This window comes from Duganella radicis (genome assembly GCF_009720825.1).
Lineage (GTDB): Bacteria > Pseudomonadota > Gammaproteobacteria > Burkholderiales > Burkholderiaceae_D > Rugamonas > Rugamonas radicis.
Map to the genome: position 1 here is coordinate 40,245 of NZ_WNKY01000012.1, position 26,993 is coordinate 67,237.

Annotated in this window: 25 protein-coding genes and 1 tRNA gene; 11 read left to right on the plus strand and 15 right to left on the minus strand. The window is 65.2% G+C overall.

What is annotated here, in order from left to right; all coding sequences use genetic code 11:
• Positions 1-32: 32 nt before the first annotated feature.
• Positions 33-383, minus strand: a complete 351-nt coding sequence (locus GM676_RS13130) for a YraN family protein (protein ID WP_155464056.1) — start codon at positions 381-383, stop codon at positions 33-35.
• 7 nt (positions 384-390) lie between these two features.
• The gene (locus GM676_RS13135; protein WP_229262667.1) at positions 391-1,632 is read right to left on the minus strand and encodes a penicillin-binding protein activator; all 1,242 of its coding nucleotides are present in this window, start codon (positions 1,630-1,632) and stop codon (positions 391-393) included.
• A 196-nt stretch (positions 1,633-1,828) separates the two neighbouring features.
• On the opposite strand from GM676_RS13135, the gene rsmI reads away from it, so the two are divergent.
• Complete coding sequence (gene rsmI / locus GM676_RS13140) at positions 1,829-2,731, plus strand: 16S rRNA (cytidine(1402)-2'-O)-methyltransferase (protein WP_155464058.1); 903 nt, start codon at positions 1,829-1,831, stop codon at positions 2,729-2,731.
• On the opposite strand, the gene GM676_RS13145 is transcribed toward rsmI, so the two are convergent.
• Positions 2,728-3,330 (minus strand): hypothetical protein, encoded by a 603-nt coding sequence (locus GM676_RS13145; RefSeq protein WP_155464059.1) that lies wholly within the window; start codon positions 3,328-3,330, stop codon positions 2,728-2,730. The genes rsmI and GM676_RS13145 overlap by 4 nt on opposite strands.
• A 74-nt stretch (positions 3,331-3,404) precedes the next feature.
• Between GM676_RS13145 and GM676_RS13150 the strand changes: the two genes are divergently transcribed.
• The 3 genes from GM676_RS13150 (at position 3,405) to GM676_RS13160 (ending at position 5,623) form a co-directional block, all read left to right on the plus strand.
• Positions 3,405-3,481 (plus strand) — tRNA-Pro (locus GM676_RS13150).
• Positions 3,482-3,599: 118 nt separating this feature from the next.
• The gene (locus GM676_RS13155; RefSeq protein WP_155464060.1) at positions 3,600-4,892 is read left to right on the plus strand and encodes a sensor histidine kinase; all 1,293 of its coding nucleotides are present in this window, start codon (positions 3,600-3,602) and stop codon (positions 4,890-4,892) included.
• A 2-nt stretch (positions 4,893-4,894) separates the two neighbouring features.
• A complete protein-coding gene (locus tag GM676_RS13160; RefSeq protein ID WP_155464061.1) occupies positions 4,895-5,623 on the plus strand; it encodes a LytR/AlgR family response regulator transcription factor in 729 nt (242 codons plus the stop codon).
• Positions 5,624-5,687: 64 nt separating this feature from the next.
• Here the strand turns inward: GM676_RS13160 and GM676_RS13165 are convergent, their stop codons facing one another.
• From GM676_RS13165 to GM676_RS13210, 10 genes are all read right to left on the minus strand, one after another.
• Complete coding sequence (locus GM676_RS13165) at positions 5,688-6,599, minus strand: hydroxymethylglutaryl-CoA lyase (RefSeq protein ID WP_155464062.1); 912 nt, start codon at positions 6,597-6,599, stop codon at positions 5,688-5,690.
• A 1-nt stretch (position 6,600) separates the two neighbouring features.
• On the minus strand, positions 6,601-7,533 hold the full coding sequence (locus tag GM676_RS13170) for a 2-hydroxyacid dehydrogenase (protein WP_155464063.1): 933 nt from the start codon (positions 7,531-7,533) through the stop codon (positions 6,601-6,603).
• Between the two features lie 9 nt (positions 7,534-7,542).
• Positions 7,543-9,576, minus strand: a complete 2,034-nt coding sequence (locus GM676_RS13175; protein WP_155464064.1) for an acetyl-CoA carboxylase biotin carboxylase subunit — start codon at positions 9,574-9,576, stop codon at positions 7,543-7,545.
• Between the two features lie 65 nt (positions 9,577-9,641).
• Entirely contained in the window at positions 9,642-10,688 is a 1,047-nt protein-coding gene (bioB, locus tag GM676_RS13180) for a biotin synthase BioB (RefSeq protein WP_155464065.1), read from the minus strand.
• Positions 10,689-10,705: 17 nt separating this feature from the next.
• A complete protein-coding gene (gene bioD, locus GM676_RS13185; RefSeq protein ID WP_155464066.1) occupies positions 10,706-11,482 on the minus strand; it encodes a dethiobiotin synthase in 777 nt (258 codons plus the stop codon).
• On the minus strand, positions 11,479-12,669 hold the full coding sequence (gene bioF / locus GM676_RS13190; RefSeq protein ID WP_155464067.1) for an 8-amino-7-oxononanoate synthase: 1,191 nt from the start codon (positions 12,667-12,669) through the stop codon (positions 11,479-11,481). The genes bioD and bioF overlap by 4 nt, the downstream gene beginning before the upstream one ends.
• A gap of 2 nt (positions 12,670-12,671) precedes the next feature.
• The gene (gene bioA, locus GM676_RS13195; protein ID WP_155464068.1) at positions 12,672-14,012 is read right to left on the minus strand and encodes an adenosylmethionine--8-amino-7-oxononanoate transaminase; all 1,341 of its coding nucleotides are present in this window, start codon (positions 14,010-14,012) and stop codon (positions 12,672-12,674) included.
• A gap of 10 nt (positions 14,013-14,022) precedes the next feature.
• The gene (locus GM676_RS13200) at positions 14,023-14,808 is read right to left on the minus strand and encodes an enoyl-CoA hydratase/isomerase family protein (RefSeq protein ID WP_155464069.1); all 786 of its coding nucleotides are present in this window, start codon (positions 14,806-14,808) and stop codon (positions 14,023-14,025) included.
• Between the two features lie 11 nt (positions 14,809-14,819).
• A complete protein-coding gene (locus GM676_RS13205; protein ID WP_155464070.1) occupies positions 14,820-16,427 on the minus strand; it encodes a carboxyl transferase domain-containing protein in 1,608 nt (535 codons plus the stop codon).
• 109 nt (positions 16,428-16,536) lie between these two features.
• Positions 16,537-16,974: a YchJ family protein gene (locus GM676_RS13210; protein WP_155464071.1), complete on the minus strand. Its 438-nt coding sequence runs from the start codon at positions 16,972-16,974 to the stop codon at positions 16,537-16,539.
• 100 nt (positions 16,975-17,074) lie between these two features.
• On the opposite strand from GM676_RS13210, the gene GM676_RS13215 reads away from it, so the two are divergent.
• Genes GM676_RS13215 through GM676_RS13245 form a run of 7 tightly spaced genes read left to right on the plus strand, consistent with a single transcriptional unit; the run spans position 17,075 to position 24,065 of the window.
• A complete protein-coding gene (locus GM676_RS13215) occupies positions 17,075-17,815 on the plus strand; it encodes a GntR family transcriptional regulator (protein ID WP_155464072.1) in 741 nt (246 codons plus the stop codon).
• A 3-nt stretch (positions 17,816-17,818) separates the two neighbouring features.
• On the plus strand, positions 17,819-18,700 hold the full coding sequence (locus GM676_RS13220) for an N-acetylmuramic acid 6-phosphate etherase (RefSeq protein WP_155464073.1): 882 nt from the start codon (positions 17,819-17,821) through the stop codon (positions 18,698-18,700).
• The gene (locus GM676_RS13225; protein WP_155464074.1) at positions 18,697-19,956 is read left to right on the plus strand and encodes an MFS transporter; all 1,260 of its coding nucleotides are present in this window, start codon (positions 18,697-18,699) and stop codon (positions 19,954-19,956) included. The genes GM676_RS13220 and GM676_RS13225 overlap by 4 nt, the downstream gene beginning before the upstream one ends.
• A gap of 32 nt (positions 19,957-19,988) precedes the next feature.
• Entirely contained in the window at positions 19,989-21,650 is a 1,662-nt protein-coding gene (locus tag GM676_RS13230; protein WP_371866223.1) for a glycoside hydrolase family 10-like protein, read from the plus strand.
• A gap of 2 nt (positions 21,651-21,652) precedes the next feature.
• On the plus strand, positions 21,653-22,552 hold the full coding sequence (locus GM676_RS13235; protein ID WP_155464075.1) for an N-acetylglucosamine kinase: 900 nt from the start codon (positions 21,653-21,655) through the stop codon (positions 22,550-22,552).
• A gap of 18 nt (positions 22,553-22,570) precedes the next feature.
• Positions 22,571-23,443, plus strand: coding sequence for an N-acetylmuramoyl-L-alanine amidase (locus tag GM676_RS13240; RefSeq protein ID WP_155464076.1), 873 nt, complete (start codon positions 22,571-22,573; stop codon positions 23,441-23,443).
• A 7-nt stretch (positions 23,444-23,450) separates the two neighbouring features.
• Positions 23,451-24,065 (plus strand): M15 family metallopeptidase, encoded by a 615-nt coding sequence (locus tag GM676_RS13245; RefSeq protein WP_155464077.1) that lies wholly within the window; start codon positions 23,451-23,453, stop codon positions 24,063-24,065.
• Here the strand turns inward: GM676_RS13245 and ampC are convergent.
• Together ampC and blaOXA are read right to left on the minus strand one after the other, a co-directional pair.
• Positions 24,062-25,186 (minus strand): class C beta-lactamase, encoded by a 1,125-nt coding sequence (ampC, locus tag GM676_RS13250; RefSeq protein ID WP_155464158.1) that lies wholly within the window; start codon positions 25,184-25,186, stop codon positions 24,062-24,064. The genes GM676_RS13245 and ampC overlap by 4 nt on opposite strands.
• A 40-nt stretch (positions 25,187-25,226) precedes the next feature.
• Positions 25,227-26,972: a class D beta-lactamase gene (blaOXA, locus tag GM676_RS13255; protein ID WP_155464078.1), complete on the minus strand. Its 1,746-nt coding sequence runs from the start codon at positions 26,970-26,972 to the stop codon at positions 25,227-25,229.
• Between the last annotated feature and the right edge of the window lie 21 nt (positions 26,973-26,993).

Consider the following 26,993-nt stretch of genomic DNA (forward strand, 5'->3'; position numbering starts at 1 on the left):
CCCGCTGGCCGGACAAGCGCTGTTAAAAATGCTTACATCTCCAGCACGTTTTGTATCCAAGACAACTTTTCATCATCGATGGCAATCAGGTCGAAGCGGCACGGCGGGGGGATTTTGTGGCGTAACAGATAATATTGCGCGGCCCGCAACAGACGCTGCTGCTTGGCCGGGGTGACGCTGTAGACCGCGCCGCCGAAGCGGCTGCCGGCGCGCTGGCGCACTTCCACGAACACCAGCACCGGACCCTCCAGCATGATGAGGTCGATTTCACCGGCCTTGCACAGGAAATTGCGCTCCAGCAGCGTCAGGCCCTGGGCGAGGAGGTGGCTGAGCGCCCGGTCCTCGCCCTGCCGGCCCAGCCGCTGCTGTGGGGTGCGCGGCATGGCATCCTCATGGGCGGGCGGGCGCCGGCGCGCCGTTCTGGTAGATGGCCGATTGCTCGATGCGCTCGAAGCTGGCCGGGCCCTGGCCGAAGTCGACCGTCAGCTTGCCGGTGACGCCGTCCAGCTGGAAGCGGCCGGCCGGATGGCGGGCAATTTCCCGCGCCACGCGGAAGGCGTCGATGCCGAGCGCGTACAGGCGCGCCATGTCGGCGCTGCCGACCCCGCTTTGCAGCGGACGCGGGTAGACCATCACCGCCGGATGATCGCGCTGCACTTGCCATGGCAGGTCCAGCAGGCGCACGCCTTCCAGGTCGCGGCCGGGGAAGCCGGCGCCGGCGCCCGGATTCAGCGCCGAGGTGCCGTAGATCGGCAGGCTGGCGAATTGCTCGGTCGGCACGGCGGGCGGCGGCGGCAGCTTGTCGGCGGTGCTGAAAATCGGGTTGTCCGGCTCGGTGGTCAGCACGCTGCCGAGGGCGATGCGCAGCTGGCGGGTCTGGTCCGCGCCCATGGCCGAGAACAGCACGGCCGGCGTGTCCTGGCGCAGGCGGGCCCGCAGTTGCACCAGTTCCGGATCGCTGAGGTAGCCGTCCGGCGCGCTCAATTCCACGATGCGCAACGGCCGGCCCAAGCGCCCTTCCCACTGATTGGCGAAGGCGGCCGCCACGCGGCGCTGCCAGGCCGAACTGGTGGTCAGCACCAGCGCGCTGCCGCCGGGCTGGTCGGCGGCGGCCCATTGCGCGGCCTGGCGCGCCTCTTCCTCGATCGACAGGCCGATCGCCAGCATCTGCGGCGGCAGCGGCGTGGCGCCCTGCTGGCCGTGGCCTTCGGGCGTATTCAGGGCGATGGTGGGCTTGCTGACCAGCGCGCTGCCGGCCACGGCCGCCACCGCCGTGCGCGACAGCGGGCCGACCACGATGTCTTCGCTTTGCAGGGCGCGCACGTAGGCGCCGAGGATGTCCTGCGGCACATCGCCGGTTTCCACCACGGTGACGGTGATGTTGTCGCGGTCGCGCTCCAGGCCGGCCATGAAGCCGGCGCGCAACGATTCGGCGGCCGCGCCCAGCGTGTCCGAGCGCAGCGGCAGCAGCAGGCCGATGCGGACCGGCGTGCCGGACGGCGGCATGCTTTCATTGACGAAGCGCGCGCCGGTGTCGGCCTGGCGGAGGGCCGCCTGCTTGTCGCCATTGCCGGTGTCCGGCTCGACCGTGGCGCCGGGCGCGGTGACGGCAAACACCTCGGCCGGCGGCAAGTCCGGTCCGGGCGGCGCCTTGCGCGGCAGCGGCGCGGCGGGCTGGACGACGACTGGCGGCGGCGGCAGACTTGTTTTTGCCGGCTGGGGCGAGCACAATCCTCCCGGCGCGTCGCAAAACGGCGTGCTGCACGCACTCAGCACCGCGGCGGCCATGCACAGCAGCGTCAACCTCACACTTTTCATCCTACCCCCAATGAGCGACCTCGATTCCAGTTCCATCGCCAGCCTGCCCGTCCTGGGCGAAACGGCGCACCAGACCTATCCTAGCGCAACCTTGTACGTCGTGGCGACCCCCATTGGCAATGTGACCGATATTAGCCTGCGCGCGCTGCACGTTTTGAGCCTGGTCAATGCTGTTGCATGCGAGGACACGCGAAATACCGCCACCTTGATGAACCGCTTCGGCCTGCACAAGCCGCTGATTGCCGCGCATCAGCACAATGAGCGTGAGGTGGCGGAAACCTTGATTGCGCGCTTGCAAGCCGGCGAGCGCCTCGCGCTGGTGTCGGATGCCGGCACGCCGGCGGTGTCCGATCCGGGCGCGCGGATTGTCGATGCGGTGCGGGCGGCTGGCTTGCGCGTGCTGCCGCTGCCGGGCGCGTCGGCGGCGGTGACGGCCTTGTCGGCCAGCGGGCTGGTGAACGATCAATTCTACTTTGTCGGCTTCCTGCCGGCCAAGGCCAGGCAGCGCGAGAATTTCCTCGCTACCCTGCGTTCGGTGACGGCCACCATGGTGTTCTACGAGGCGCCGCACCGCATCCTGGACTGCGCCGCCGCGCTGGCCGCCGCGTTCGAGCCTGCCCGCCAGGTGGTGTTCGCGCGCGAGCTGACCAAGATGTTCGAGGAAATCTACCGCTGCCCGCTGTCCGAGGCGGAAGCGTGGATCAAGGCCGACGCGCATCGGGAAAAGGGCGAATTCGTGGTGCTGCTGGAAGGCGCGGCCCCGGCCGATGACGAAAACGACGCCGAAGCCGACCGCTTACTGCAAATCCTGCTGTCCGAACTGCCGGTCAAACAGGCAGCCGGCCTGGCGGCGCAAATCACCGGCCGCAAAAAAAACGCCCTGTACGACCGCGCGCTGGCGCTCAAAGGCTAAAACTTGCATTTCTTGTCCATCATCCAGACCAGCGGGGCGAGCAGGCCTGCCCCGGCGCCGGCTTGCAGGCAATCATGCTTCTTGGCGCTGGCCACGCCTTTTTGCAGCTGAGTCTGATTGTCCTCCGGGTACAGCGGATGTGATTCCAGCTGTGCCGTCAGCGTGCCGGGCTTGGCCTTCTCTTTGGCCACGCTGCGCGCGGTTTTCAGCGCCTCATCCATATCGAATTTTTTCTGTTGCTGATCCGCGTACAGCGGGTCTTGTTCGCGCGGAACCACCGTGATGGCCTGCGGTTCGACAGCTGGCTGCGCAGCTGGCGCGCGCTCGCGTGGAGCGACCCGGGCCGGTTCGCGCGGCTCGCGCTTGCGCTGCGGTCCCGGCCTGGCCGGCGGCGGCTCGACCTGGGCCACGACTTTCGGCGGCGCTGGCGGCTGCAACCACACCGTCATGGCCCGCGCCGGCTCCTGCTGTGCAGGCGGGCTGGACAACCGGTAGCCGAACAGCAGCACGGCGTGCACCACCAGCGAGATGGCAATCCCCGCGATGATGCCCGGGCGCCGCAACCGGGCCGGCCTGTCGAATGAAATTGTGGCATGCATGATCTTTGGATAATAGCACCGATTTGAACGGGCACTTGACGGCCTGCCGGCCAGCATGTATTATCTTGCTTCTTCGGAGTGTAGCGCAGCCCGGTAGCGCATCTGGTTTGGGACCAGAGGGTCCAAGGTTCGAATCCTTGTACTCCGACCAAAATCTAAAAACCCTGTTTGATGGCAACGTCAAACAGGGTTTTTTCCTTTCCGCTCCCGATTTTGGCCCTTTCGTCGCAAGCGCCGTCGCCGCGCGCCGCTGGCGCTAGAATGGCCGCATGAATACGATACCCTTCTACCTCAAACCCGCCGACGTCGAGCACGACCCCAGGCTGGTGCGGCGTTACCGCCGGCAATCGCTGCTGCGCATGTCGGCTGCCACCGTCACGGCCAGCGTGGTGGTCGCGGCGGTGCTGATCGCCGTGCTGTATTCCCTGCCGCATCGGCCTTCCCTGCATAGCGGCGGCTGGACGTGGGTGAATATGTTCTTCGGCTTTGTGTGGCCGGTGCTGGTGCCACTGATCATCGCCAACAACCTGATGCTGGCGCGCCTCAAGGAACTGTCCGAGGCCGGCACGCCGCTGACGGAAGACATGATCAGCGCGCGGCCCAGCCGGGTGCTGGTGTCGCCGCTTGATCCGCTGACCACCTACAACATCTGCACCGAGACCTTGTCCGGCCTCGCGGTCGGCATGGCGCTGGGCTATGGCGGGCCGCCAGCGTTCCGTTACTCGCCGTTCGAGGGGAAAATCCTGATCGGTCCGCGCGCTCCGGTATGGCTGACGCAATGCACCGAAGTGCTGGTGGTCGGCGAGCCGGGCCGGCCGGTGGAAGTGCGTATCCGGCGCCGCTTCGGCTATGACTTCTTCACCGTGCAGCGCGGCGGCGCCTTGCAGGCGGTGGAAACCGTGGCCGCGCATCTGCGGGCGCAGTTCGAGCAAAAAGACCGCGTTCTGCGCGCCATCAAGCGCGAAGAGGAACTGGAGCGCGCGGCGCTGAACGCCAAGCTGTCCGCCTTGCAGGCGCAGGTCGAACCGCACTTCCTGTTCAACACCCTGGCCAACCTGAAATACCTGATCCGCACCGATACCGACACCGCGCAGCAAATGCTTGATCACCTGGTGGGCTACCTGCAAAACGCGCTGCCCGACATGCGCTCGGTGTCATCGACGCTGGAACGCGAGCTGGCGCTGGTGCGCGACTACCTGTCCATCATGCAGATCCGCATGGGTCATCGTCTGCGCTTCCACATCCAGGCCGACGCCATCGCGCAGGCCCAGCCCTTCCCGCCGGCGATGCTGATCTCGCTGGTGGAAAACGCCGTCAAGCATGGACTGGAGCGCGCCAGCCGCGATGGCGAGATCGTCATCACCGCCGTGCTGCACAGCGACGCCCTGCGTGTGCAGGTGTGCGATGATGGCGTCGGCCTGACCGAGCAGATGGGACAGGGCTTTGGCCTGTCGAACATCCACGAGCGCTTGCAACTGCTGTATGGCGATCGCGCCGCGCTGTCGGTAACGGCGGGGGAACACGGCGGCGTGGTCGCCACGCTGGCCATCAACAAGGAGTAAGGATGCCGATCGCCTTGATCGTAGAAGACGAACCGTTGCTGGCGGCTGAACTGCGCGACCAGCTGCAAGCACTGTGGCCGGAACTGGATATCGCCGGCCACGCCGCCAACGGCGTGGAGGCGGTATCGATGCTGGAAGCGCTGCGGCCGGACGTGGTGTTCCTCGACATCCAGATCCCGGGCCTGAGCGGCATGGAAGTGGCGCAGCATGCGGATGAAGCGACACAGATCGTGTTCGTGACAGCTTACACCGAGCATGCGGTGCAAGCGTTTGAAGCGGGCGCGGTGGACTACATCGTCAAGCCGGTGACGGCGGCGCGGCTGCTGCAAACCGTGAAGCGCTTGAAGACCCGCAGCGCGGCGCCGGTGCCGGCCGGCGTGTGGCAGCAGATCGGGCCGGCGCCGGTGCAGCATCTCAAGTGGATCAAAGCCTCGGCCGGCAACACCGTGCGGCTGGTGATGGTACGCGACGTGCTGTACTTCCGCTCGGACGACAAATACACGCGTGTGGTCACGCATGATGGCGAGGCGCTGATACGCCTGCCGTTGAAAAACCTGATCGGGCAGCTGGACCCGACACAGTTCGCGCAAATCCACCGTGGCGCCATCGTCAACCTGGAAGCGGTGGACCGCATCGACCGCGACGGCACGGCGATGGAAATGCGCCTCAAAGGCCGCGCCGAAAAACTCACCGTCAGCGAAGCCTACACGCGCCAGTTCAAGCAGATGTAAACCCGGGGTCAGTTCTTGCATTCATACATGAGCCCGTGTCGGATTGCAAGAACTGACCCCGGGTTTAGGCGGCGCGTTTGGCGGCGATGGCGTTGCCGGCGCGGCTGGCGCCCTTGCGGTTGAGGAACTGCGAGATGAACTGGCCCGCATCCACCACGATATCGAGGTCGATGCCGGTCTCGATGCCCAGCCCTTGCATCATGTACAGCACATCCTCGGTGGCGACGTTGCCGGTCGCGCCCTTGGCGTACGGGCAGCCGCCCAGGCCGGACACCGATGAGTGGTAGATCGCAATGCCCACCTCCAGGCTGGCGTAGATGTTGGCCAGCGCCTGTCCATACGTATCGTGGAAGTGGCCGGACAAGCCGTCCACGCGGAATTCGCGGATGGCGCGCTCCATCACCGCTTGCGTCTTGCGCGGCGTGGCCACGCCGATGGTGTCGGCGATGTCGATCTCATCGCAGCCCAGATCGCGCATGCGGCCCACCACGTCCGCCACCGCGTCCAGCGGCACTTCGCCCTGATACGGGCAGCCAAAAGCGCAGCTGATGCTGCCGCGCAGGCGGATGCCGTTTTCCTTTGCCGCCTTCGCCACGCCCTCAAAGCGCGCAATCGATTCGGCGATCGAGCAGTTGATGTTCTTTTGCGAGAAGGCTTCCGAGGCCGAGCCGAAGATCACCACTTCGTCGGCCTTCGCCGCCAGCGCGGCTTCAAAGCCCTGCATGTTCGGCGTCAGCGCGGAGTAGATCACGCCCGGCTTGCGCTTGATGGCGGCCATGACTTCGGCGCTGGTGGCCATCTGCGGCACCCATTTCGGCGACACGAAAGCCGCCGCTTCAATGTTCTGGAAGCCGGCCGTGGTCAGGCGGTTCACCAGCTCGATCTTGATCTCGGCCGGGACGTTTTCCCTTTCATTTTGCAGGCCGTCGCGCGGGCCGACTTCAACGATTTTGACTTGTTTCGGTAAGCTGCTCATTTCAATATCCCAGTGTGCGGTCGACCCGGCCGGCGACTTGCTCGCCCGCCTCGGTCTTGCGGATGTTAGCGGCAATTTGCTGCACGCTCTCACGGCGCAAGGTCAGCGCGGAGATGTGCGGCGTGATGGTGATGCGCGGCTCCTGCCAGAACGGATGCTGCGCCGGCAACGGCTCGTTGCGGAACACATCCAGCGTGGCGGCGGCGATGTGGCCGGATTTGATCAACGTGAGCAGATCCGGCTCGGCGATGTGCGCACCGCGCGCGACGTTGATGACGTATGCGCCTTCCGGCAGCTTGTTCATGTTGGTGCGGTCCATGATGTTGCCGGTGTCCGGCGTCAGCGGCAGCATGCAGACCAGCACGCGGGTGCCGCGCAGGAAGGTGTCCAGGCCATCGGGGCCGGTGAAGCACTGCACGCCCGCCATGCTTTTCTCGGTGCGGCTCCAGCCGCGCAGCGGGAAGCCGAACGGCGCCAGCGCCTCCAGCACGCGGGTGCCCAGCACGCCCATGCCCAGTACGCCGATGGAGAAATCTTCCTTGTGATGTTGCGGCAGCGGCGCCCATAGGCCTTGCCGCGCCTGCGCTTCGTATTCGTCGAAGCGGCGGAAGTAGCGCAGGACGGAATGCGTCACGTATTCGGCCATTTGCAGCGCCATGCCCGCATCTTCCAGGCGGATGATGGGGATGTGGTGCGGCAGCGCGTCGCCGAATTTCAGCAGCGCGTCGACGCCGGCGCCGGTGACGAAGATGGCTTTGACGGTGCTCAGTTCCGCCAGCATGGCCTCGGGCGGCGACCACACCACGGCGTAGTCGCAGGCCTGGCACTTTTCGCCGGCGTGCCAGATTTCGATTTCGGCCTCCGGCAGGTATTTGCCGAAGTCCTTGATCCATGGTTCGGTTTTGCCGTCGGCGCGGTGTAGCAGGATGCGCATGAAGTCTCCTTACGCCGCCTTGAAGGCCAGCAGCGGTGCGCCGTCCGCCACCTGGTCGCCTACCGCGTAGAGAATGTCGTCGACCACGCCGTCGTGCGGAGCGGCGATGGTATGTTCCATTTTCATGGCTTCCATGATGACGAGGGCTTCGCCCTTCTTCACTTCCTGGCCTTTGCTGGCGAGGACGGCGACGACTTTGCCCGGCATCGGCGCGGTGAGGCGGCCGCCTTCGGATTCGGTTTCGCCGGCGTGGGCCATCGGGTCGTTCCAGGCCAGTTGGTGGTGGGCGCCGTTGGCGAAGACGTGGAAGATGTCGCCGTCGCGCAGGACGGTGCCGTGGGTGGCGGTGTCGCCCAGTTTGATGCTGTAGTCGTTGCCGTCATGCGCGGCCAGCGACAGGGTTTGCGGCGCGTCCGCGCTGGTGCTGAAAAGCCAGTCTTCGGCGCGATACGTTACGAAGATGTCGTAGGCCTTGTGCTCGTCGGCGAAGGCGAGTTTGCGGGCATAGGATTGGTTCAGGCGCCAGCCGGTGGTGTGGCTCCACGGATCGGCGGCATTGGTAGCGCTGGCGGCTGGTGCTGTGGCGGCACGCGATTCGCTGGCCAGCAGCGCGGCGGCAGCCAAGGCCAGTGCGCTTGCCGGCGCGGGCTGCGCGGCCGGGAACAGGCTGTCGTGATTGCGCTCAATCAGGCCGGTATCCAGATCGGCGTTGGCGAAGGCCTGGCCTTCAACCAGGCGTTTCAGAAAGGCGATGTTGGTCGCCAGGCCGACGATCTGGTACTGCGCCAGCGCCTGCGCCATGCGGGCAAGCGCTTGCTTGCGGTCCACGCCCCACACGATCAGCTTCGCGATCATCGGATCGTAAAACGGTGAAATGGCGTCGCCTTCGCGTACGCCGGAGTCGATGCGCACGGCCGCCGGCGCTGCGGCGACGCCGCCCAACTCGAAGGACACCGCATCCGGCGTGCCGAGATGGCGCAGGGTGCCGATCGATGGCAGGAATCCTTTCTCTGGATTCTCGGCGTAGACGCGCGCCTCGATCGCGTGGCCGTTGATGGCCAGTTCATGCTGCTGCTTCGGCAGCGGCTCGCCGGCCGCCACGCGCAGCTGCCATTCCACCAGATCGGTCCCGGTGATCATCTCGGTCACGGGGTGTTCGACTTGCAGACGGGTGTTCATCTCCATGAAGTAGAACGTGCCATCCTGATTGGCGATGAACTCTACCGTGCCCGCGCCAACGTAGCCCACCGCCCGCGCGGCGGCAACGGCGGCTTCGCCCATCGCCACGCGTCGCTCGGCCGGCATGCCCGGCGCTGGCGCTTCTTCCAGCACCTTCTGGTGACGCCGCTGCACCGAGCAATCGCGCTCAAACAGATAGATGCAATTGCCCAGCGTATCGGCAAACACCTGAATTTCAATGTGACGCGGGCGCTGGAGGTATTTCTCCGCCAGCACCTTGTCGTCACCAAAAGAACTGATCGCCTCGCGCTTGCAGGACGCCAGCGCATCCTTGAACTGCGCCGAGTTTTCCACCACCCGCATGCCCTTGCCGCCGCCGCCGGCCGAAGCTTTCAGCAGCACCGGGTAGCCGATGCGATCGGCCTGACCATGCAGGAAATCCGCATCCTGCTGCTCGCCGTGATAGCCCGGCACCAGCGGCACGTTGGCCTTCTCCATCAGCTGCTTGGCGGCCGACTTGGAGCCCATCGCGCGCATGGCCGATGCCGGCGGGCCAATGAACACCAGGCCCGCTTCCGCGCAGGCATCGGCAAACTCCGCGTTCTCCGACAGGAAGCCGTAGCCCGGATGGATGGCCTGCGCGCCGGTGGCCTTGGCCACGGCGATGATTTTGTCGCCGCGCAGGTAACTCTCCTTGGCGGCGGCGGGGCCGATCAGCACTGCCTCGTCGCACACGGCGACGTGCCTGGCGTTGGCATCCGCTTCCGAATACACGGCCACGGTCTTGATGCCCAGGCGGCGCGCGGTAGCGGCCACACGGCAGGCGATTTCACCACGATTGGCGATCAGAATTTTTGTAAACATCGTCTCTCTCTTTGCGGCTTGTGGCCGGAAGTTTTTTTATGGTGATGCTTCGGTGCGGCCTGCGATCAGCAGCCGCAGCTCTCTTTTTGTACCGATTCCAGTACCGCGCCGCGCGTACGCAAGCCCAGTTTCTCCAGCAGCGCGCGGTCGTCGTTGGCTTCCGGGTTATCGGTGGTCAGCAGTTTGTCGCCGTAGAAGATCGAATTGGCGCCGGCCATGAAGCACATGGCTTGCACCGCCTCACCCAGCTCGCGGCGGCCTGCCGACAGACGCACGCGCGCCTTCGGCATGGTGATGCGCGCCACGGCGATGGTGCGCACGAATTCAAACGGGTCCAGTGGCGGCAGGCCGTGCAGCGGCGTGCCTTCCACCTGTACCAGATGGTTGATCGGCACCGATTCCGGATAAGGATTCAGGTTGGCCAGCTGCGCAATCAGGCCGGCGCGCTGGTCGCGTGATTCGCCCATGCCGACGATGCCGCCGCAGCAAACCTTCAGGCCCGCTTCGCGCACGTGGCCCAGCGTGTCCAGACGGTCCTGATACTCGCGGGTCGAGATCACGTTGTCGTAGAACTCGGGCGCGGTGTCCAGATTGTGGTTGTAGTAGTCCAGGCCTGCATCTTTCAGGCGCTGCGCCTGATGCTCCTCCAGCATGCCCAGCGTGGCGCAGGTTTCCAGACCCAGCGCTTTCACCGAACGCACCATCTCTTCGACCTTGTCCATGTCGCGGTCTTTCGGGCTGCGCCATGCGGCGCCCATGCAGAAGCGGGTGGCGCCGTTGTCCTTGGCCTGCCTGGCCGCGTCCAGCACGGTGTCGATGTCGAGGATCTTCTTGGCTTCCACGCCGGTGTCGTAGCGCGCCGCTTGCGGACAGTAGCCGCAATCTTCCTCGCAGCCGCCGGTCTTGATCGACAACAGCGTGGCCAGTTCCACATCGCCATCCGGGAAGTTGGCGCGATGGACTTGCTGGGCCTTGAACAGCAGATCGTTGAACGGCAGGTCAAACAATGCCAGCACTTCTTCACGCGGCCAGGTGGACGCCGCAGGTTTGATCGGCGCGGTCGGGCGGTGCAGGGAAACGACCTTTGGTTCTTGCAGGGTGTTCTCGGACATCTTGGTTCCTTCTTCGTTCAAATTGCGTTTGGCAGCGGCCAGTTGGGCAGCTGCGTAAAATCGATATAATCGGCCGCCGCTTCGGCGGTTGGCTCTTCAAGGCGTGGCACGCGGCCGAGGAATGGCGCCGGGATGCGCTGCTCCAGCGCCAGCACGTTTTCATCGGCGAAGGGCATGTCGGCCTGGGTTTCATTCGCCACCCAGCCGACCAGCTTCAGGCCGCGCGACAAAATCGCCTCCACCGTCAGCAGCGCATGGCTGATGCAGCCGAGACGCAGACCGACCACCAGCACCACCGGCAGCGCCAGTTGTTCGGCCAGATCGGCGGTGTCGAATTCGTCGTTCAGCGGCACGATGAAGCCGCCCACGCCTTCCACCACCACCGCATCCGAGGCGGCGTTGATTTCCACGTAGGCCGCCAGAATCGGCACCGGCGAAATGGTGATGCCCTCCTGCCCGGCGGCGATGTGCGGCGCGGCCGCTTCCTTCAGCAGGAACGGCGTCGTGATCGATTGCAGCAAGTGGACATTGCCGGCGGCGGCCAGGCGGTCGCAGTCGTCGTTGTGCCATTTGCCATCCGCGCCCAGCTCAGCGCCGGCGGCCACCGGTTTCATGCCGCAGGCGCGCACGCCGCTCCGCACCAGTGCGTGCAGCATGGCGGACGAGATCAGCGTCTTGCCGATCTCCGTATCGGTGCCGGTGACAAAGCAGTTAAAGCGCGGCGGCACGCCGCTGCCGGCTACCGTGGCTTGCGTTTGTGGAGCGACTGCTAACACAGGATCGTCCAGGCTCATTTCAGCTCCTTTTCCAGTGCATTGAGCGCGCCTATCAATTTTGCGACTTCCATGCTGTTGTGTGCTGCCGACAGCGTGACGCGCAGACGCGCGGTTCCGGGCGCCACGGTGGGCGGACGGATCGCGCCAACCCACAGGCCTTGCTCGTACAACGCTGCGCCGGCGCGCATGGTTTCGGCATTATCGCCGATCAGGACAGGCTGGATCGCAGTCTTCGAGGGCAGGCGCTGCCAGCGCTGGAGGCGCAGGCCATCGTCCAATTGTGCCACCAATGCCTGCAAATGTGCGCGCCGCGTGAGGCCTTCCTCACCTTCCAGCAGGTCGAGGCTGGTCAGCAGGGCGTGCGCCAGCGCCGGCGGCGCGGCGGTGGTGAAGATGTAGGGACGGGCTTTCTGGATCAGCGTTTCGATCACCGTTTCATGCGCGGCGACGAATGCCCCGCCCACGCCGGCGGCCTTGCCGAGGGTGCCCATGTAGACCAGGTACGGCGAGCGCAGGTTGAAGTGTTCCAGTGCGCCGTGGCCGTTGGCGCCCAGCGTGCCGAAGCCGTGGGCGTCGTCCACCACCAGCCAGGCGTGGTGCTGCTCGCACAGGGCCAGCAGCCGCGGCAGCGGCGCCAAATGGCCGTCCATGCTGAACACGCTGTCGGTCACGACGACTTTGGTGGCGGCCTTGCTGGCTTTCAGCAGGGCTTCCAGCGCTTGCAGGTCGGCGTGCGGGTAGACGTGCGCCTTCACCCGGGAGAGGCGCACGCCGTCGATCAGCGAGGCGTGGTTCAGCTCTTCCGAGAAGATTTCGGCTTCCTTGTCGCCGGCGGTCAGGCCGGTGACGACGGCCAGATTCGCCATGTAACCGGTGCAGAAGCTGATCGCGCGCGGCGCTTCCAGATGAGCGCCGACGAATTGTGCCAGGCGCTCTTCCAGCATCGCATGCGCGCGCGCATGGCCGCTGATGAGGTGCGAGGCGCCGCTGCCAACGCCGTAGATGGCGGCGCCCTCTTGCAGCGCGAGCTTGATCTTGCGGTGGTTGGCCAGGCCGAGGTAGTCGTTGCTGCAAAAGGCCAGCAGTTCGCGGCCGTCCACGCTCACGCGCGGGCCGCACGGCGAATCGACGGTGCGGCGCTTGCGGATCAGCTGTTGGTCGTCCAGCGCTTGCAGCTGCTGGTTGAGTCGCTTGAGCAGTTCCATCGTCAGCCCGCCATCACTTTATTGAACACGGCCAGCGTGTTGGCGGCCAGGCCGTCGATCTCCTCGTCGCTGAGGATGTACGGCGGCATCATGTAGACGGTGGCGCCGATAGGACGCATCAGCAGTTCGTGCTCGGTCGCGGTGGCGAAGAAGCGGCGCGAGAAGTCCTTCGGCGCATCGATGGCGTCGAATGCCCAGATCATGCCGCGCTGGCGGAAGTTGCGCACTTGTTCGTGCTGGGCCAGCGGTTGCAGCGCTTGCGTCAAGCGTTTGGCTTTTACGCGGTTGGCGTTCAGCACATCGTCTTGCTCGAAGATTTGCAGCGTTGCCAACGCGGCGCGGCAGGCCAGCGGATTGCCGGTGTACGAGTGCGAGTGCAGGAAGCCGCGGGTGACGTCATTGCTGTAGAAGGCCTGGTAGATTTCGTCGCGCGTCATGACCAGCGACAGCGGCAGGTAGCCACCGCTGATTCCCTTCGACAGGCACAGGAAGTCCGGCCACACGCCGGCCTGCTCGCAGGCGAAGAAGGTGCCGGTGCGGCCGCAGCCGACGGCGATTTCGTCAAGAATCAGATGGACGTTGTATTGGTCGCACAGGGCGCGCACCAGTTGCAGGTAGAGCGGATCGTGCATCGCCATGCCGGTGGCGCATTGCACCAGCGGCTCGATGATGATGGCGGCGATCTTGTCGCCGCGTTCAATGAACAGGCGTTCGACATCGGCGGCGGCGCGGCGCGCTTGCGCCTGCGCGCGCTCCTCGGCGCTGCCGTCTTCAGGCGCGAGGCGCCAGTCCGGCGACATCACGGTTTGCGAGGCGCGCAGCAGCGGGCCGTAAGCGTCCTTGAACAGCGCGACATCGGTCACGGCCAGCGCGCCGATGGTCTCGCCGTGATAGCTGCCCTTGAGGCAAACGAATTCCTGCTTGCCCTCATGGCCGTTGTTACGCCACGAGTGAAAGCTCATCTTGAGCGCGATTTCCACTGCCGACGCGCCGTCGCTAGCGTAGAAACTATGGCCCAGCACATGGCCGGTCAACGCCGACAGCTTCTCGGACAACTCAATCACCGGCTCGTGCGTGAAGCCGGCCAGCATGGCGTGTTCCAGCGTATCCAGCTGGTCCTTCAGCGCCGCGTTGATGCGCGGGTTGGCATGGCCGAACAGATTGACCCACCACGAGCTGATCGCGTCGAGGTAGCGGCGGCCTTCATGGTCGTACAGCCATGCGCCCTTGCCCCGGCTGACCGGGATCAGAGGCACGGTTTCGTGATGCTGCATCTGGGTGCACGGATGCCATACGCTGCGCAGGCTGCGCGCGACCCAGTCGCTTTGTTTGTTCAATTCCAAAACTGCTCCATTAATTCAACCAGGCGGGCTTGCGCTTCTCCAGGAAGGAAGCCACGCCTTCGCGCCCTTGGTCGGAGGCGCGGATTTGCGCGATGCGTTCGGCCGTATCGGCCAGCAGCGCATCGTTGACAGCTTGCCCGCTCGCTTCGCGCACCAGCACTTTGGCTTGCTGCACGGCGTTCGGGCTGTTGTTGACCAGCGCTTTGACGATTTCCGCGACCTTGGCGTCGAGCGCCTCGGCGGAAACCACTTCGTGCGCAAAACCGATGCGCAGCGCTTCCTGCGCGCCGAAACGTTCGGCCGTGAGGAAGTAGCGGCGCGAGGCGTTTTCGCCCATGGCCTTGATCACGTAAGGCGAAATGGTCGCGGGGATCAGACCCAGTTTCACTTCGCTCAGGCAGAAATTGGCCTCCTCCACCGCGACGATGATGTCGCACGCGGCCACGAGGCCCATGCCGCCGGCGTAGCAATCGCCCTGCACCTTGGCCACCACGGGCTTGGGACAGAGGTAGATGGTACGCAGCATCTCCGCCAGTTGCAGGGCGTCGGCATGGTTTTCGGCGTGCGTGTAGCCCGCCATTTTTTTCATCCAGTTCAAATCGGCGCCGGCGCAGAAGGCCGGGCCATTCGCCGCCAGCACGATGGCGCGCAGGCCGGCATCATCGCCGAGTTCACTGAAGGCCTGCTTCATTTCGGCGATGGTGGTTTCGTTGAAGGCGTTGCGCACGTCCGGGCGGTTCAGCGTGACAGTGGCGACGCGGCCTTCGCGTTCAATCGTGAGCGTGGTGTAGGTCATCTCATCGCTCCTTACATGCGGAAGACGCCGAACCTGGTGTCTTCGATTTCCGCATTCAGCGCGGCGGACAGCCCCAGGCCCAGCACCATGCGCGTATCGGCGGGATCGATCACGCCGTCGTCCCACAGGCGCGCGGTGGCATAGTACGGGTGGCCCTGATGCTCGTACTGCTCCTTGATCGGCTGCTTGAACGCGGCTTCTTCTTCGGCCGACCACGCGCCGCCCTTGGCTTCAATGCCGTCGCGCTTGACGGTGGCCAGCACGGACGCGGCCTGGTCACCGCCCATCACCGAGATGCGGGCGTTAGGCCACATCCACATGAAGCGTGGCGAGAAGGCGCGGCCGCACATGCCATAGTTACCGGCGCCGAAGCTGCCGCCGATGATGACGGTGAACTTGGGCACCTTGGCCGTCGCGACGGCGGTCACCATCTTGGCGCCATTGCGGGCGATGCCCTCGTTTTCGTACTTGCGGCCGACCATGAAGCCGGTGATATTTTGCAGGAACACCAGCGGGATCTTGCGCTGTGCGCACAGCTCGATGAAGTGCGTGCCTTTCAGTGCGGACTCGGAGAACAGAATGCCGTTGTTGGCGATGATGCCGACCTTCATGCCGAAGATATGGGCGAAGCCGCATACCAGCGTGGTGCCGTAACGGGCCTTGAATTCATCGAACTCGCTGCCGTCGACGATGCGGGCGATCACTTCGCGCACATCGAAAGGTTTGCGGGTATCGACCGGGATCACGCCGTACAACTCTTGCGCGGCGTACTTCGGTTCCACCGCCTCGCGCAACGCGCCCTGCTGCGGCTTGGTGCGGTTCAGATTGGAGACAATGGTGCGCGCCAGCGACAGCGCGTGCAGATCGTTCTGCGCCAGATGGTCGGCCACGCCGGACAGGCGGGTGTGCACATCGCCGCCGCCCAGATCTTCCGCCGTCACCACCTCGCCGGTGGCCGCCTTCACCAGCGGCGGGCCGCCGAGGAAAATCGTGCCCTGCTCCTTGACGATGATGGATTCATCGCTCATGGCCGGCACGTAAGCGCCGCCGGCGGTGCAGGAGCCCATCACCACCGCGATTTGCGGAATGCCCTTGGCCGACAGGTTGGCCTGATTGTAGAAAATGCGGCCGAAGTGGTCGCGGTCGGGGAACACGTCATCCTGATTCGGCAGGTTGGCGCCGCCCGAATCCACCAGATAAATGCACGGCAGATTATTCTGGTCGGCGATTTCCTGCGCGCGCAAGTGCTTCTTCACCGTTATCGGGTAATAGGTGCCGCCCTTGACGGTGGCGTCGTTACAGACGATCACGCACTCCTGCCCGGCCACGCGGCCGATGCCGGTGATGATGCCGGCGGCCGGCGCCGCATCGTCGTACATGTCGTAGGCCGCCATCTGCGACAGTTCCAGGAAAGGTGTGCCGGGATCGAGCAGCATCTGCACGCGGTCGCGCGGCAGCAGCTTGCCGCGGGCGACGTGCCTGGCCGACGCCGCCTCGCCGCCGCCGAGGGCGATTTTCGCGATCTTGTCGCGTAAATCGTCGACGACGGCCTGCATGGCGGCGGCGTTGGCCTTGAAATCCTCGCTACGAGGGTTGAGCTTGCTTTCAATCTGCGGCATTGCTTTTCCTTTCAGAGGGTCAGCTCTGTCATTTGGACATTGTGGAACTAAACTGATGCAAATTAGTTCCCGAATGTCCAAATGACAGAGCTGACCCTGAATTTAATCTTTATTCTGGAAAACTACCGTCAACGTAAAACCAGCGCAGGTCTCCTCCTTCCGCCGGTTCGCGTACAAAATTGCTAATCTCGTGCAGGCGCTGGGCCCGGCCATTGATCTTGAACCGGGCCACAAACTCCACCGTATCTTTGGTCAGATCGGCATCTTCTGCTTTACGTTGACGTAAACGTAAAGCAGATTTTACCTCAAGTCCCAGCCATTGCACCTTTTCCTCGTCGCTCATGATGGGCTCGCTCGGGCGGGTGCTGGCGTGCCAGGTGGCCAGCAGGTAGGGCTCGTTGCGCTGGCCGTAGGCGGTATAGCGCGAGCGCATCAGCGCCTCGGCGGTCGGCGCGATGGCGGTGCCGGCGATATACGGGCCGCAGCAGGTGGCAAGCGCGGGGCCGCCGCAGGGGCAGCCGGCGGGCGCGGTGGACTTCTTGGACATGATCGGAACAGTCTGGGCAGATGGTGCAAACCCCGCATTATCCGCCAAATACGGGCATTTCGCCGCCCTTGGATTACACTAGAGGCGTGAGGAGAAATGAATGAGCCAGACCAGTTTTGAATTCAAGGCGGATGCCAACGACAGTTCGCCGTTGTACATGCAAATTGCCCGCAAATTAAGCGACGATGTGCTGAATGGCCGCTACCAGGTCGATCAGGCGCTGCCATCCGAGCGGACCTTGTCGGAGTTGCTGAACGTGTCGCGGGTCACCGCGCGCAAGGCGATCGACCAGCTGGTGGACCAGGGGCTGGTGGTGCGCCGTCGCGGATCGGGCAACTATATTGCGCCGCGCATCGAGCAGCCGCTGTCCAACCTCACCAGTTTTTCGGAACAATTGCAACAGCGCGGCCACATTCCCGGTTCGCGCTGGCTCAAGCGCGCCATCGTCACGCCGACGCCGGAGGAACAGCTGAGCCTGGGCCTGTCGCCGTATTCCAAGGTGGCGCGGCTGGAGCGCCTGCGCCTGGCCGACGATGTGGTGATGGCCTACGAGGTGTCGGTGCTGCCGCAGACCGTGCTGAACGACCCGAACGCGGTCGGCAATTCGCTGTACCAGTATCTGGAAAGCATCAACAGGGCGCCGGTGCGGGCCTTGCAGCACATCCGCGCCATGAATGCCTCGGCCGAGCTGGCCAAGCAGCTGGGCGTGCCGGAGGGGCAGGCGGTGCTGTACATCACCCGTATCGCCTATCTGGAATCGGGCGAGGCGATGGAGTTGACGCACTCGTATTGCCATAGCGATCACTATGATTTCGTCGCGGAGATGCGCCGCGCAAACTGAACCATGCTGAAAACCGAGACGCCGAGCACGCAGCATACGGATCTGGACCTCTACCCGGTAGAGGACTTGGTCGATGCCTTGCTCGACGATCAGGCCCTGGCGGTGCACGCCGTGAAGGCGGCCTCGGCCAGCATCAGCGCGGCGGTGGCGGCCATGGCGCCGCGCATCGCGGCCGGCGGGCGCTTGATTTACGTGGGCGCCGGCACCTCGGGCCGGCTGGGCATCCTGGACAGCGCCGAGCTGTTTCCGACCTTTTCATGGCCGCATGAGCGGGCGGTGGCCTTGCTGGCCGGCGGCCTGGGGGCGATGTTCGAGGCGGTCGAGGGCGCGGAGGATGACCTCAGCCGGGGCGCCGCCGATCTGCGGCTGCTCTATCCCGCCTACAACGATGTGATCCTGTTGGTGGCCGCGTCCGGCACCACGCCTTACGTGCTGGGCGCGATGCAGTCGGCGCGGACGGTGGGATCGCTGACCGTGGGCATCGCCAACAACGCCGGCACGCCCTTGCTGGCCGGCTGCGATGTCGGCGTCTGCCTCGACACCGGCGCGGAAATCATCTCCGGCAGCACGCGGCTGAAAGCCGGCACCGCGCAGAAAATCGTGCTGAATACGCTGTCGAGCGCGTTAATGGTGCGGCTGCACAAAGTCTACGGCAACCTGATGGTCGACCTGCAAGCCACCAACGCCAAACTGACCGAACGCACCATCCGCCTGACCATGCACGCCACCGGCGTGGACGCCGCCGCCGCGCGCGCCGCGCTGGAACAATGCCAATACCAGGTCAAAGTCGCCATCATCATGCTGCTCAAACAACAGACAGCCGACCAGGCCCAGTCCCTGCTCGACCAAACCAACGGCAACGTCCGCGCCGCCCTCTCCGCATGAGGCAGCGCAGTGCGTGGGCTTGGGTGCCAAGTGTGTCGTTCGGGCAGGGGGTGCCGTATGTGGCGGTGATGATGCTGTCGACCGTGATGTACAAGAATCTCGGCATCTCCAACGCCGATCTGGCGTTTTATACGGCGTGGCTGTATTTGCCCTGGGTGGTGAAGCCGCTGTGGTCGCCCATTGTGGAGATGTTGGGCACCAAGCGGCGCTGGACGGTGTTGATGCAGCTGGTCGGCGGCGCCGGCCTGGCGGCGGTCGCGCTGACTTTGCACGCGCCGGATTTCTTCCGCTGGACGCTGGTGATTTTCTGGCTGATGGCGTTCAGCTCGGCCACCCACGATATCGCTTCCGATGGTTTTTACATGCTCGGCCTGCCGACCCAGCATCAGCAGGCGGCATTTGTCGGCGTGCGCAGCGCGTTTTACAAGCTGGCGATGATCGGCGGCCAAGGCGGCCTGGTCTACATCGCCGGCGAGCTGATCAAGTCGTCCGGCGATCCGGCGCATGCGTGGTCGGTGGTATTCGCGTTGATGGCGGTGTTGTATTTTACCCTGTGCGCCTGGCACCAGTTCGTGCTGCCGCGCCCCGATGCGGACCGCAGCCATGCCAGCGGCGGCGCGCTGTGGCGCGATGTTGTCCACACGTTCCGCAGTTTTTTCCAGAAGCCGGCCATCCTCACCACGCTCGGCTTTTTGCTGCTGTATCGCCTCGGCGAGGCGCAGTTGCTGAAAATGGCCGCGCCCTTCCTGCTCGATCCGCGCGACAAGGGCGGTCTGGGCCTCAGCACCTCGGATTTCGGACTGGTGTACGGCACCATCGGCGTCTGCGCGCTGGTGATCGGCGGCCTGGCCGGCGGCGTGACGGTGTCGCGCTTCGGCCTCAAGCGCGCGCTGTTGCCGATGGTGTTCATCATGCACGTACCGGATCTGGTGTTTGTTTATCTGGCGACGGCGCTGCCGGATAATCTGGCGCTGGTGTCGGTCTGCCTGGCGGTCGAGCAGTTCGGCTACGGCTTCGGCTTTGCCGCCTTCCTGCTGTACATGGTGATGGTGGCCGACGGCGAGCATAAAACCGCCCACTACGCCATCTGCACCGGCTTCATGGCCCTCGGCATGATGTTGCCGGGCATGGTCAGCGGCTGGATACAGCAGCAATTGGGTTATCAGAATTTCTTCATCTGGGCTTGCATTTCCACCCTGCCCGCGTTTGCCATGGCCGCGCTGGTGCGCATTCCGGTCGAATTCGGCCGGAAATAGCTATTACAATACGATCTCGACTGATTCGGAGAGTGGTTTTGGTTTTTAATGCGAAGAAGCGGCTGACCTTGTCGGCCGGCGTGGCGGCAGGCATCGCGGCCTTGCTTGAGGGATGTTCCAGCACGCCGATGGCGCCCATGCCGGAAGCCGGGACCACGCCGGGCAGTCCGGCCGCGCCTGCGGGCACGCCATCCGTGCCGCCGGTGGTCAACGCCAGTATGCCGCCGCCGGCGCCGCGCGAGTTCCGCGCCGCCTGGGTGTCCACCGTGGCCAATATCGACTGGCCCAGCCGCGGCAACCTGAGCACCGGCAAGCAGCAGGCCGAGGCTCTCGCCATTCTCGACCGCGCCAAGGCGCTGAACCTGAACGCCATCGTGCTGCAAGTGCGTCCGAGCGCCGACGCGATTTATCCGTCCGAGCTGGAGCCGTGGTCGGAATTCCTCACCGGCCAGCAGGGCCGCGCGCCGGCGCAGCCGTGGGACCCGTTGCAGTTCTGGATCGAGCAGGCGCACGCGCGCGGACTGGAACTGCACGCGTGGTTCAATCCCTACCGTGCGCGTCATGCCACCGCCAAATCGCCATTGGCGGCCGGCCACATCGGCCGCAAGCAGCCGGACGTGGTCAAGCCGTATGGCCGCTACCTGTGGATGGACCCTGGCGAAGCCGCCGCCTCGCAGCATACGCTGGATGTGGTGCTGGACGTGGTGCGCCGCTACGATATCGACGGCGTCCACATTGACGATTACTTCTATCCCTATCCGATCGATACGCCGAACGCGGCCGGGCCGGAAGGTGTGGCGCTGGACGGCGGCGTGGGCGCCAAACAGGAGCTGGAGTTTCCGGACCAGTCGTCGTGGCAGCGCTACCTGCTGGGCGGCGGCACGCTGGACCGCGCCCACTGGCGCCGCCAGAACGTCAATTCGCTGATCGAAGCCATGTACCTCGGCATCCGCAAGGAAAAGTCGTGGGTACGCTTTGGCATCAGCCCATTCGGCATCGGCCGCCCGGATCGGCGCCCGGCCGGCATCATCGGCTTCAGCCAGTACGACAAGCTGTATGCGGACGCGGAACTGTGGCTGGCCAATGGCTGGCTCGATTACCTCGCGCCGCAGCTGTATTGGCCGGTGTCGCAGGCGCCGCAGGCGTTCGATGTGCTGCTCGATTACTGGCTGGCGCAGAACACCCGCGCGCGCCATGTGTGGCCAGGCCTGTACACCAGCCGCATCGACAACAGCGCCAAGGCCTTCGCGCCGGAGGAAATCGTCAAGCAGATCGGCGTCACGCGCAGCCGCAACGGCGTGCGCGGCCACCTGCACTTCTCGATCGCGCCGTTGATGGAGAACCGCAAGGGCATCACCGATCAACTGAAATCGCAGGCTTATCAAACCGCCGCGCTGACGCCGGCCACGCCGTGGCTGGGCTCCGAAGCGCCGGCCGCGCCGCAGGCCGCCGCGCGCCGCGAGAGCAATGGCGTGGCCTTGAAGTTGTCCGCCAGCGTGGGCAAGCCGGTGGCGCACTACGCCATCTGGTCGCGCTACGGCGGCGAGTGGCGCTTTGCGGTGGCGCCGGCATCGCGTCCGGTGCTGCTGCTGGCCGATGACGCGGCGGGTGGCGTGGCGCAATCGGTGGTGGTCAGCGCGGTCGACCGCCTTGGCAATGAGAGTGAACGTATCAACGTTTATACACGGAGCTGATGATGAGCGATCTCGGTCTGGGCATCGATGCAGGAGGCACGCAAACCCGCTGGGCGCTGGCCGATGCGGCAGGCGCCATTGTGGCCGAGGGCAGCGTGGCCGGCCTGTCGGCCACGCAGATGGGCAGCACGGCCGGGCGCGACGCGGTGCGCGGCATCTTCGCCATGCTGGCGACGCAGGTGCTGGCGGCCGGCCAGCCGGTACGCGTGTGCGCCGGCCTGACGGGCTTTGATGGCGTTAGCACGCAGGCCGCGCAGATGCTGGCGGAGGTGCTGAAGCTGACGCCATCGTCCATCGGCATGCGCAACGACGTGGAGATCGCGTATCTGGACAGCTTTGCGCCGGGCGAGGGTTACTTCATTTATGCCGGCACCGGCTCGATCGCCGCGTTCATCGATGCGGATGGCCAGTTCCACCGCGCCGGCGGCCGTGGCGTTACGCTGGATGACGGCGGCGGTGGTTTCTGGATCGCGCGCGAAGCCATGCGCCACATCTGGCGGCTGGAGGACGAGCAGCCCGGCGTGTGGCAGCAATCGGCCATGGCGCGCGCGGTGTTTGCGCAGATCGGCGGCAGTGATTGGTCGGTGTCGCGCCAGTTCATTTACGGCCAGGATCGCGGTGCGATCGGGCGGCTGGCGCTGGCCGTCGCCGCCAGCGCCGATACCGATCCGGTGGCGCGCAACATCCTTGAGCGCGCCGGCAGCGAATTGGCGCGGATTGCGCTGGCGCTGGTTGGCCGCTACGGCGTACGTCCGATCGCGCTGGGCGGACGCGCGGCGCATCTGCATCCGCTGATCGCGCAAAGCATGCGGGCGGCGCTGCCTGCCGAACTGTCGATGACGCAGCGGCACACACTGGCGCACCACGCGGCGGCGCGGATTGCTCTACACTCCCATCATTGAACTGATGCTGACACGCTTATGAAAATTGTTCCGCTACTCGCTTTGACGGCTTTGCTGGCTGGTTGCGCCACGGTGGCGCCGGAAGGTCCGCGCTTCGACCGCTCGCTGACCGCGAAGGCGCAGAGTGACCGCATCAAGTATGTGATCCTGCACTACACGGTGAGTGACCTGCCGCGTTCCATCAACACGCTGGCGTATGGCACGCAGGTGAGCGCGCATTATCTGCTGACGGATACGGAGCAGCCGTTTTTCTACACGCTGGTGGATGAGCCGCGCCAGTCGAATCACGCGGGTTTGAGCAGCTGGAAGATTTACAACCAGCTCAATTCGGCGTCGATCGGCATCGAGATCGTCAATCCGGGCTTCAAGGAGACGGCGCAGGGACGTGTGTATGCGCCGTTTTCGCAGGCGCAGATCGACCAGCTGATTTTGCTGTTGAAGGATATTGTCAAGCGCCACAACATCCCGATGGGGAATATCCTCGGCCATAACGACATCGCGCCACAGCGCAAGCAGGACCCCGGGCCGGCGTTTCCGTGGAAGCAGCTGGCGGATGCCGGCTTGATCCCGTGGCCGGAGCCGAGCCGCGTGGCGGCGCGCCTCCCCGGCTTGCAGGAGCAGTTGCCGGACGTGTTCTGGTTCCAGCGCAAGCTGGCGGAGATCGGTTACGCGGTGCCGCAGAACGGCGAACTGGATCAGGCCACGCGCAATGTGATTTCGGTCTTCCAGACCAAGTACCGGCCATCGCTGTTCGACGGCACGCCGGACGCGGAAACGGCGGCGATGATGGATGTCTTGACGACACCCGTTCCGCTGATCCCGGCCGCGCCGGCCAGTGCGCCGCAGCCGGCCGCCGACAGCCCGCCGCCGGTCCCGGCCGAATCGGACTGAGCGTGCCATGACCGCGCCGCCCGTTCCCTGCGAAGCGATCCCGGGTCATCCCGACTTCCGCCGGCTGGATAGCGTCGCAGGCATCGCGGTTGACCTGCGCTATGCGACGGCCGACAATTTTGTCGGCCGCGATCTGTATTCCCCGCTGGACTGCCACTGGCTGCACAAGGACGCCGCCGCCGCGCTGGAACGCGCGGTGGCCTGGCTGGCCGCGCGCAAACCGGAATACACGCTGCTGGTGCTGGACGCCTTGCGCCCGCAGCGCGTGCAGGAACAACTGTGGACGGCGCTGCAAGGCACCGATCTGCTGACCTACATCGCCGAGCCCACGCGCGGCTCGATTCACTCCTTCGGCATGGCGCTGGATCTGACGCTACGCGATGCCGACGGCCGTGAACTCGACATGGGCACCGGCTTTGACGACTTGAGTGAACATTCCCATCCGGCGCTGGAACAGCAGCTGCACGCGCGCGGCGAGCTCTCACAGCGGCATATCGACAACCGCCGCTGGCTGCGCGCCGCCATGCTGAACAACGGCTGGCACGGCATCAACACCGAATGGTGGCACTTCGATTGCGGCGACCGTCAACATGTCCGCGAGCACTACACCCGCGTGCTCTAATTGTCCAGCGACGACAGGATGGCGTGGGCGGCCTTGATGCGCTCCGGGATCGGATAATTCCTGTTGGCCAAAATGACGATGCCGATCTTCTTTTCCGGCACAAAGGCCACGTAGGAACTGAAGCCGCCGGTGGCGCCGGTCTTGTTGTACCAGGTGTTATTTGACGCCGGCAGCGGTGGCGACAGGCGCACGGTCGGATTGACCTCGCGGCTCATGGTGTTGGAGTTACCCTCCAGCAGATGCTCCAGCGAGACCGGATACGGATACCGCTCCCAGCCCAGGCCCTGCGTGTTCACGCCAGTCTTGAAGTAGCCGATGTGCGTGCCTTCAATCGCGCGTCGCACCGCGTCATCCAGATGGCTTGGGTCGATATTCGCCTGCACGTAGCGGATCAGGTCCGCGCTGCTGGAGCGCACGCCATAGGCTTCCACCGAGAACAGCTCGTCTCGCATGCGTACCGGCTGGTTATCCTTGTTGTAGCCCCATGCGTAGTTGGACATCGCGCTGCGCGGCACCCGGATGTAGGTGTTGCGCATGCCCAGCTTCGGCAGGAGCCGCTTTTCGAGGATGTCGGCCTGGCTGGTCTTCATCGCCAGGCTGGCGGCGTGGCCGAACACGCCGAGACTCGGATTCGAATACTTCCGCACCTGATCCGGCGCCGCCACCGGCTTGAAATCGCGCAGGAAGGCCAGCATGCTTGCTTCCGTGTTTTTTACCTCGTCCGGAACTTGCAGCGGCAGGCCGCCGGCGGTGTAGGTGCCGAAGTTAAGCATGGTGGCCTGGTCGATGGCGCTGCCCTTCAGCTGCGGCATGTGGCGGCTTGGGTGATCGTCCAGCGACAGCTTGCCCTGCGCCACACCGTAAGTGACCATCGTGGCGGTGAAGGTCTTGCTGACGGAACCCAGTTCGAACAAGGTATGTTCGGAGACGGGCTTGTGGTCTTCCTTCGACGCCAGGCCGTAGCTGAAATAGGACGGCTTGCCGTTGACGGTGACGGCAACCGCGATGCCCGGCACATCATATTCCCTCATGATAGGCAGGATGGCCTGATCGACCGCGGTTTGCAGGTCGGCGGCGCCGGCGATGGGCGTGCAGCAGCACGCGGCGATGGCAAATGCCATGCGGCTCAAAGTAGACAAGGTAGCTCCTTGGGTTGGGGGATTAAAGGGTATCCAGCCGCGCCGCGACTTCGCTGAGGAAGGCCTGCTTGGCGCGGGCGCCGGCGTAGACTTCCTGCCGGCGGTCCAGCGTCATGCGGGCGAACACGATGGTGCGCGCGCCCTTGGTGGCCCAGCCGACGTACCAGCCGTACTGGCGTTGGTGGTCGTCGCGGCCGTCCGCCAGCACGGGCGACGAGGTGCCGGTCTTGCCGCGGATGGTCCAGCCGTTGGCCAGCGTTTGCGGCCGCAGGATGCGGGCGGTCATCTCGTAGGCCTTGGGCGAGACCGGCAACTGGCGGTTGACGATCTTGCGCAGGAAGTCGATCTGCTCGTCCGGAGAAATTTGCAGCGATGAGCCTATCCACGACATGGTCAGGCCGTTACGCTTGCCCGCGTCGCCGGAGACATCGCGGTTGCCGTAATCGAAACCGTCGATGTAACGCTGGAAGCGCGCCTCGCCCAGTTGTTTGGTGATGTTCTGCGCGAACCATACGTTGGAGTTGATGATCCAGCTGGTGGGATCGGTATCGGTGCGCCACAACGCGTTCCAGTCGGACTGGCCAGGCTGGTATTTCATGACCGGCGTGTGCTCGTCGACCAGGATATCGCTGTCGTAGCCCATCAGGCTGACCACGATGTTGAAGGTGGAGGCGGGCGTGGCGCGCGCATCGCACTGGCCGTCGTGACGCAGGCGCTGGCCGCTGGCGGCGTCCATCAGCGTGGTGCAGGAGAGCTGCGTGCCGGCCTGCGATGCCAGCGACGGCTGCAATGTCAGGCTCGTGGCCAGCACGCCGGCCAGGCCGATCACGGTGGCGGCGCGCGCCCAGCGGCTTTGCATGGCGCCGCGCGGATCGCGTATCAGCGCGATGCGGCTGGCCAGCGTGTCCGGGGGGGCGTTGCCGAAGGCGAGCGCGGTGGCGATCGGCGCCTGCTGCAGCTTCAATTGCGCGACCAGCGCCGCGGCATAGGCCTTGCGCTGGGCCTGAGGGCGGCCGCGCAGCACATCGCGGTCGCAGCCCAGCTCCTGCGCCCAGGACAACTGGTGGCGCAGCAGGCGCATGAAGGGATTAAACCAGAGCAGGGTTTGCAGCAGGATGCCGGCGCTGGCCCATTGCAGGTCGCGGCGGCGCCAGTGGGTAAGCTCGTGGGCGACGATCAACTGGCGCTGGTCGGCATCGAAGTCGCGCAGGTGGCGTGGCAGCAGCAGGCGGGGACGGAACAGCCCAAACAGCATGGGCGAGATCGGCGCGTCGACCTCGATGGTATCCATCGGCTGCGCGCTGGTCTTGCGGCCGGCGGCGGCCAGGGCCAGCAACGCGCGGCGGGTGTGCAGCAGCCGGGCCATGGCGCAGGCCAGGCCGGCCGCGTAGAGCAGCAGCCATCCCTGCGCGGTCCGGGCCAGGTAGGCGCGCGGACCGGCGCCGGCGGTGGCGCTAGGCGTGGCGCTGGCGATGACGGCATCACGGGTGCTGCCGTCGACGCGTTGCGGCGCGAATTCTTCGATATCGATCGGCGGCAGCAGGCGCAGACGCTCGCTTTGCGGCAGCAGGATCAGCACGAATGCGGCGATGATGGTGCACTGGCCGAGCAGCCACACCGAGCGCTGGGCGGCGATGCCAGGCAGCCAGCGGCGGCACAACATCATCACGGCCCACACGCCGCCGCCGGCGATCACGCAGCAGCCACTGGCCAGCAGGAACTGGAGCGTCAGCAGGTCGAAGCCTGAAAAGAGGTGTGAGAGAGCCATCGAATACTCCGCATGCGACTG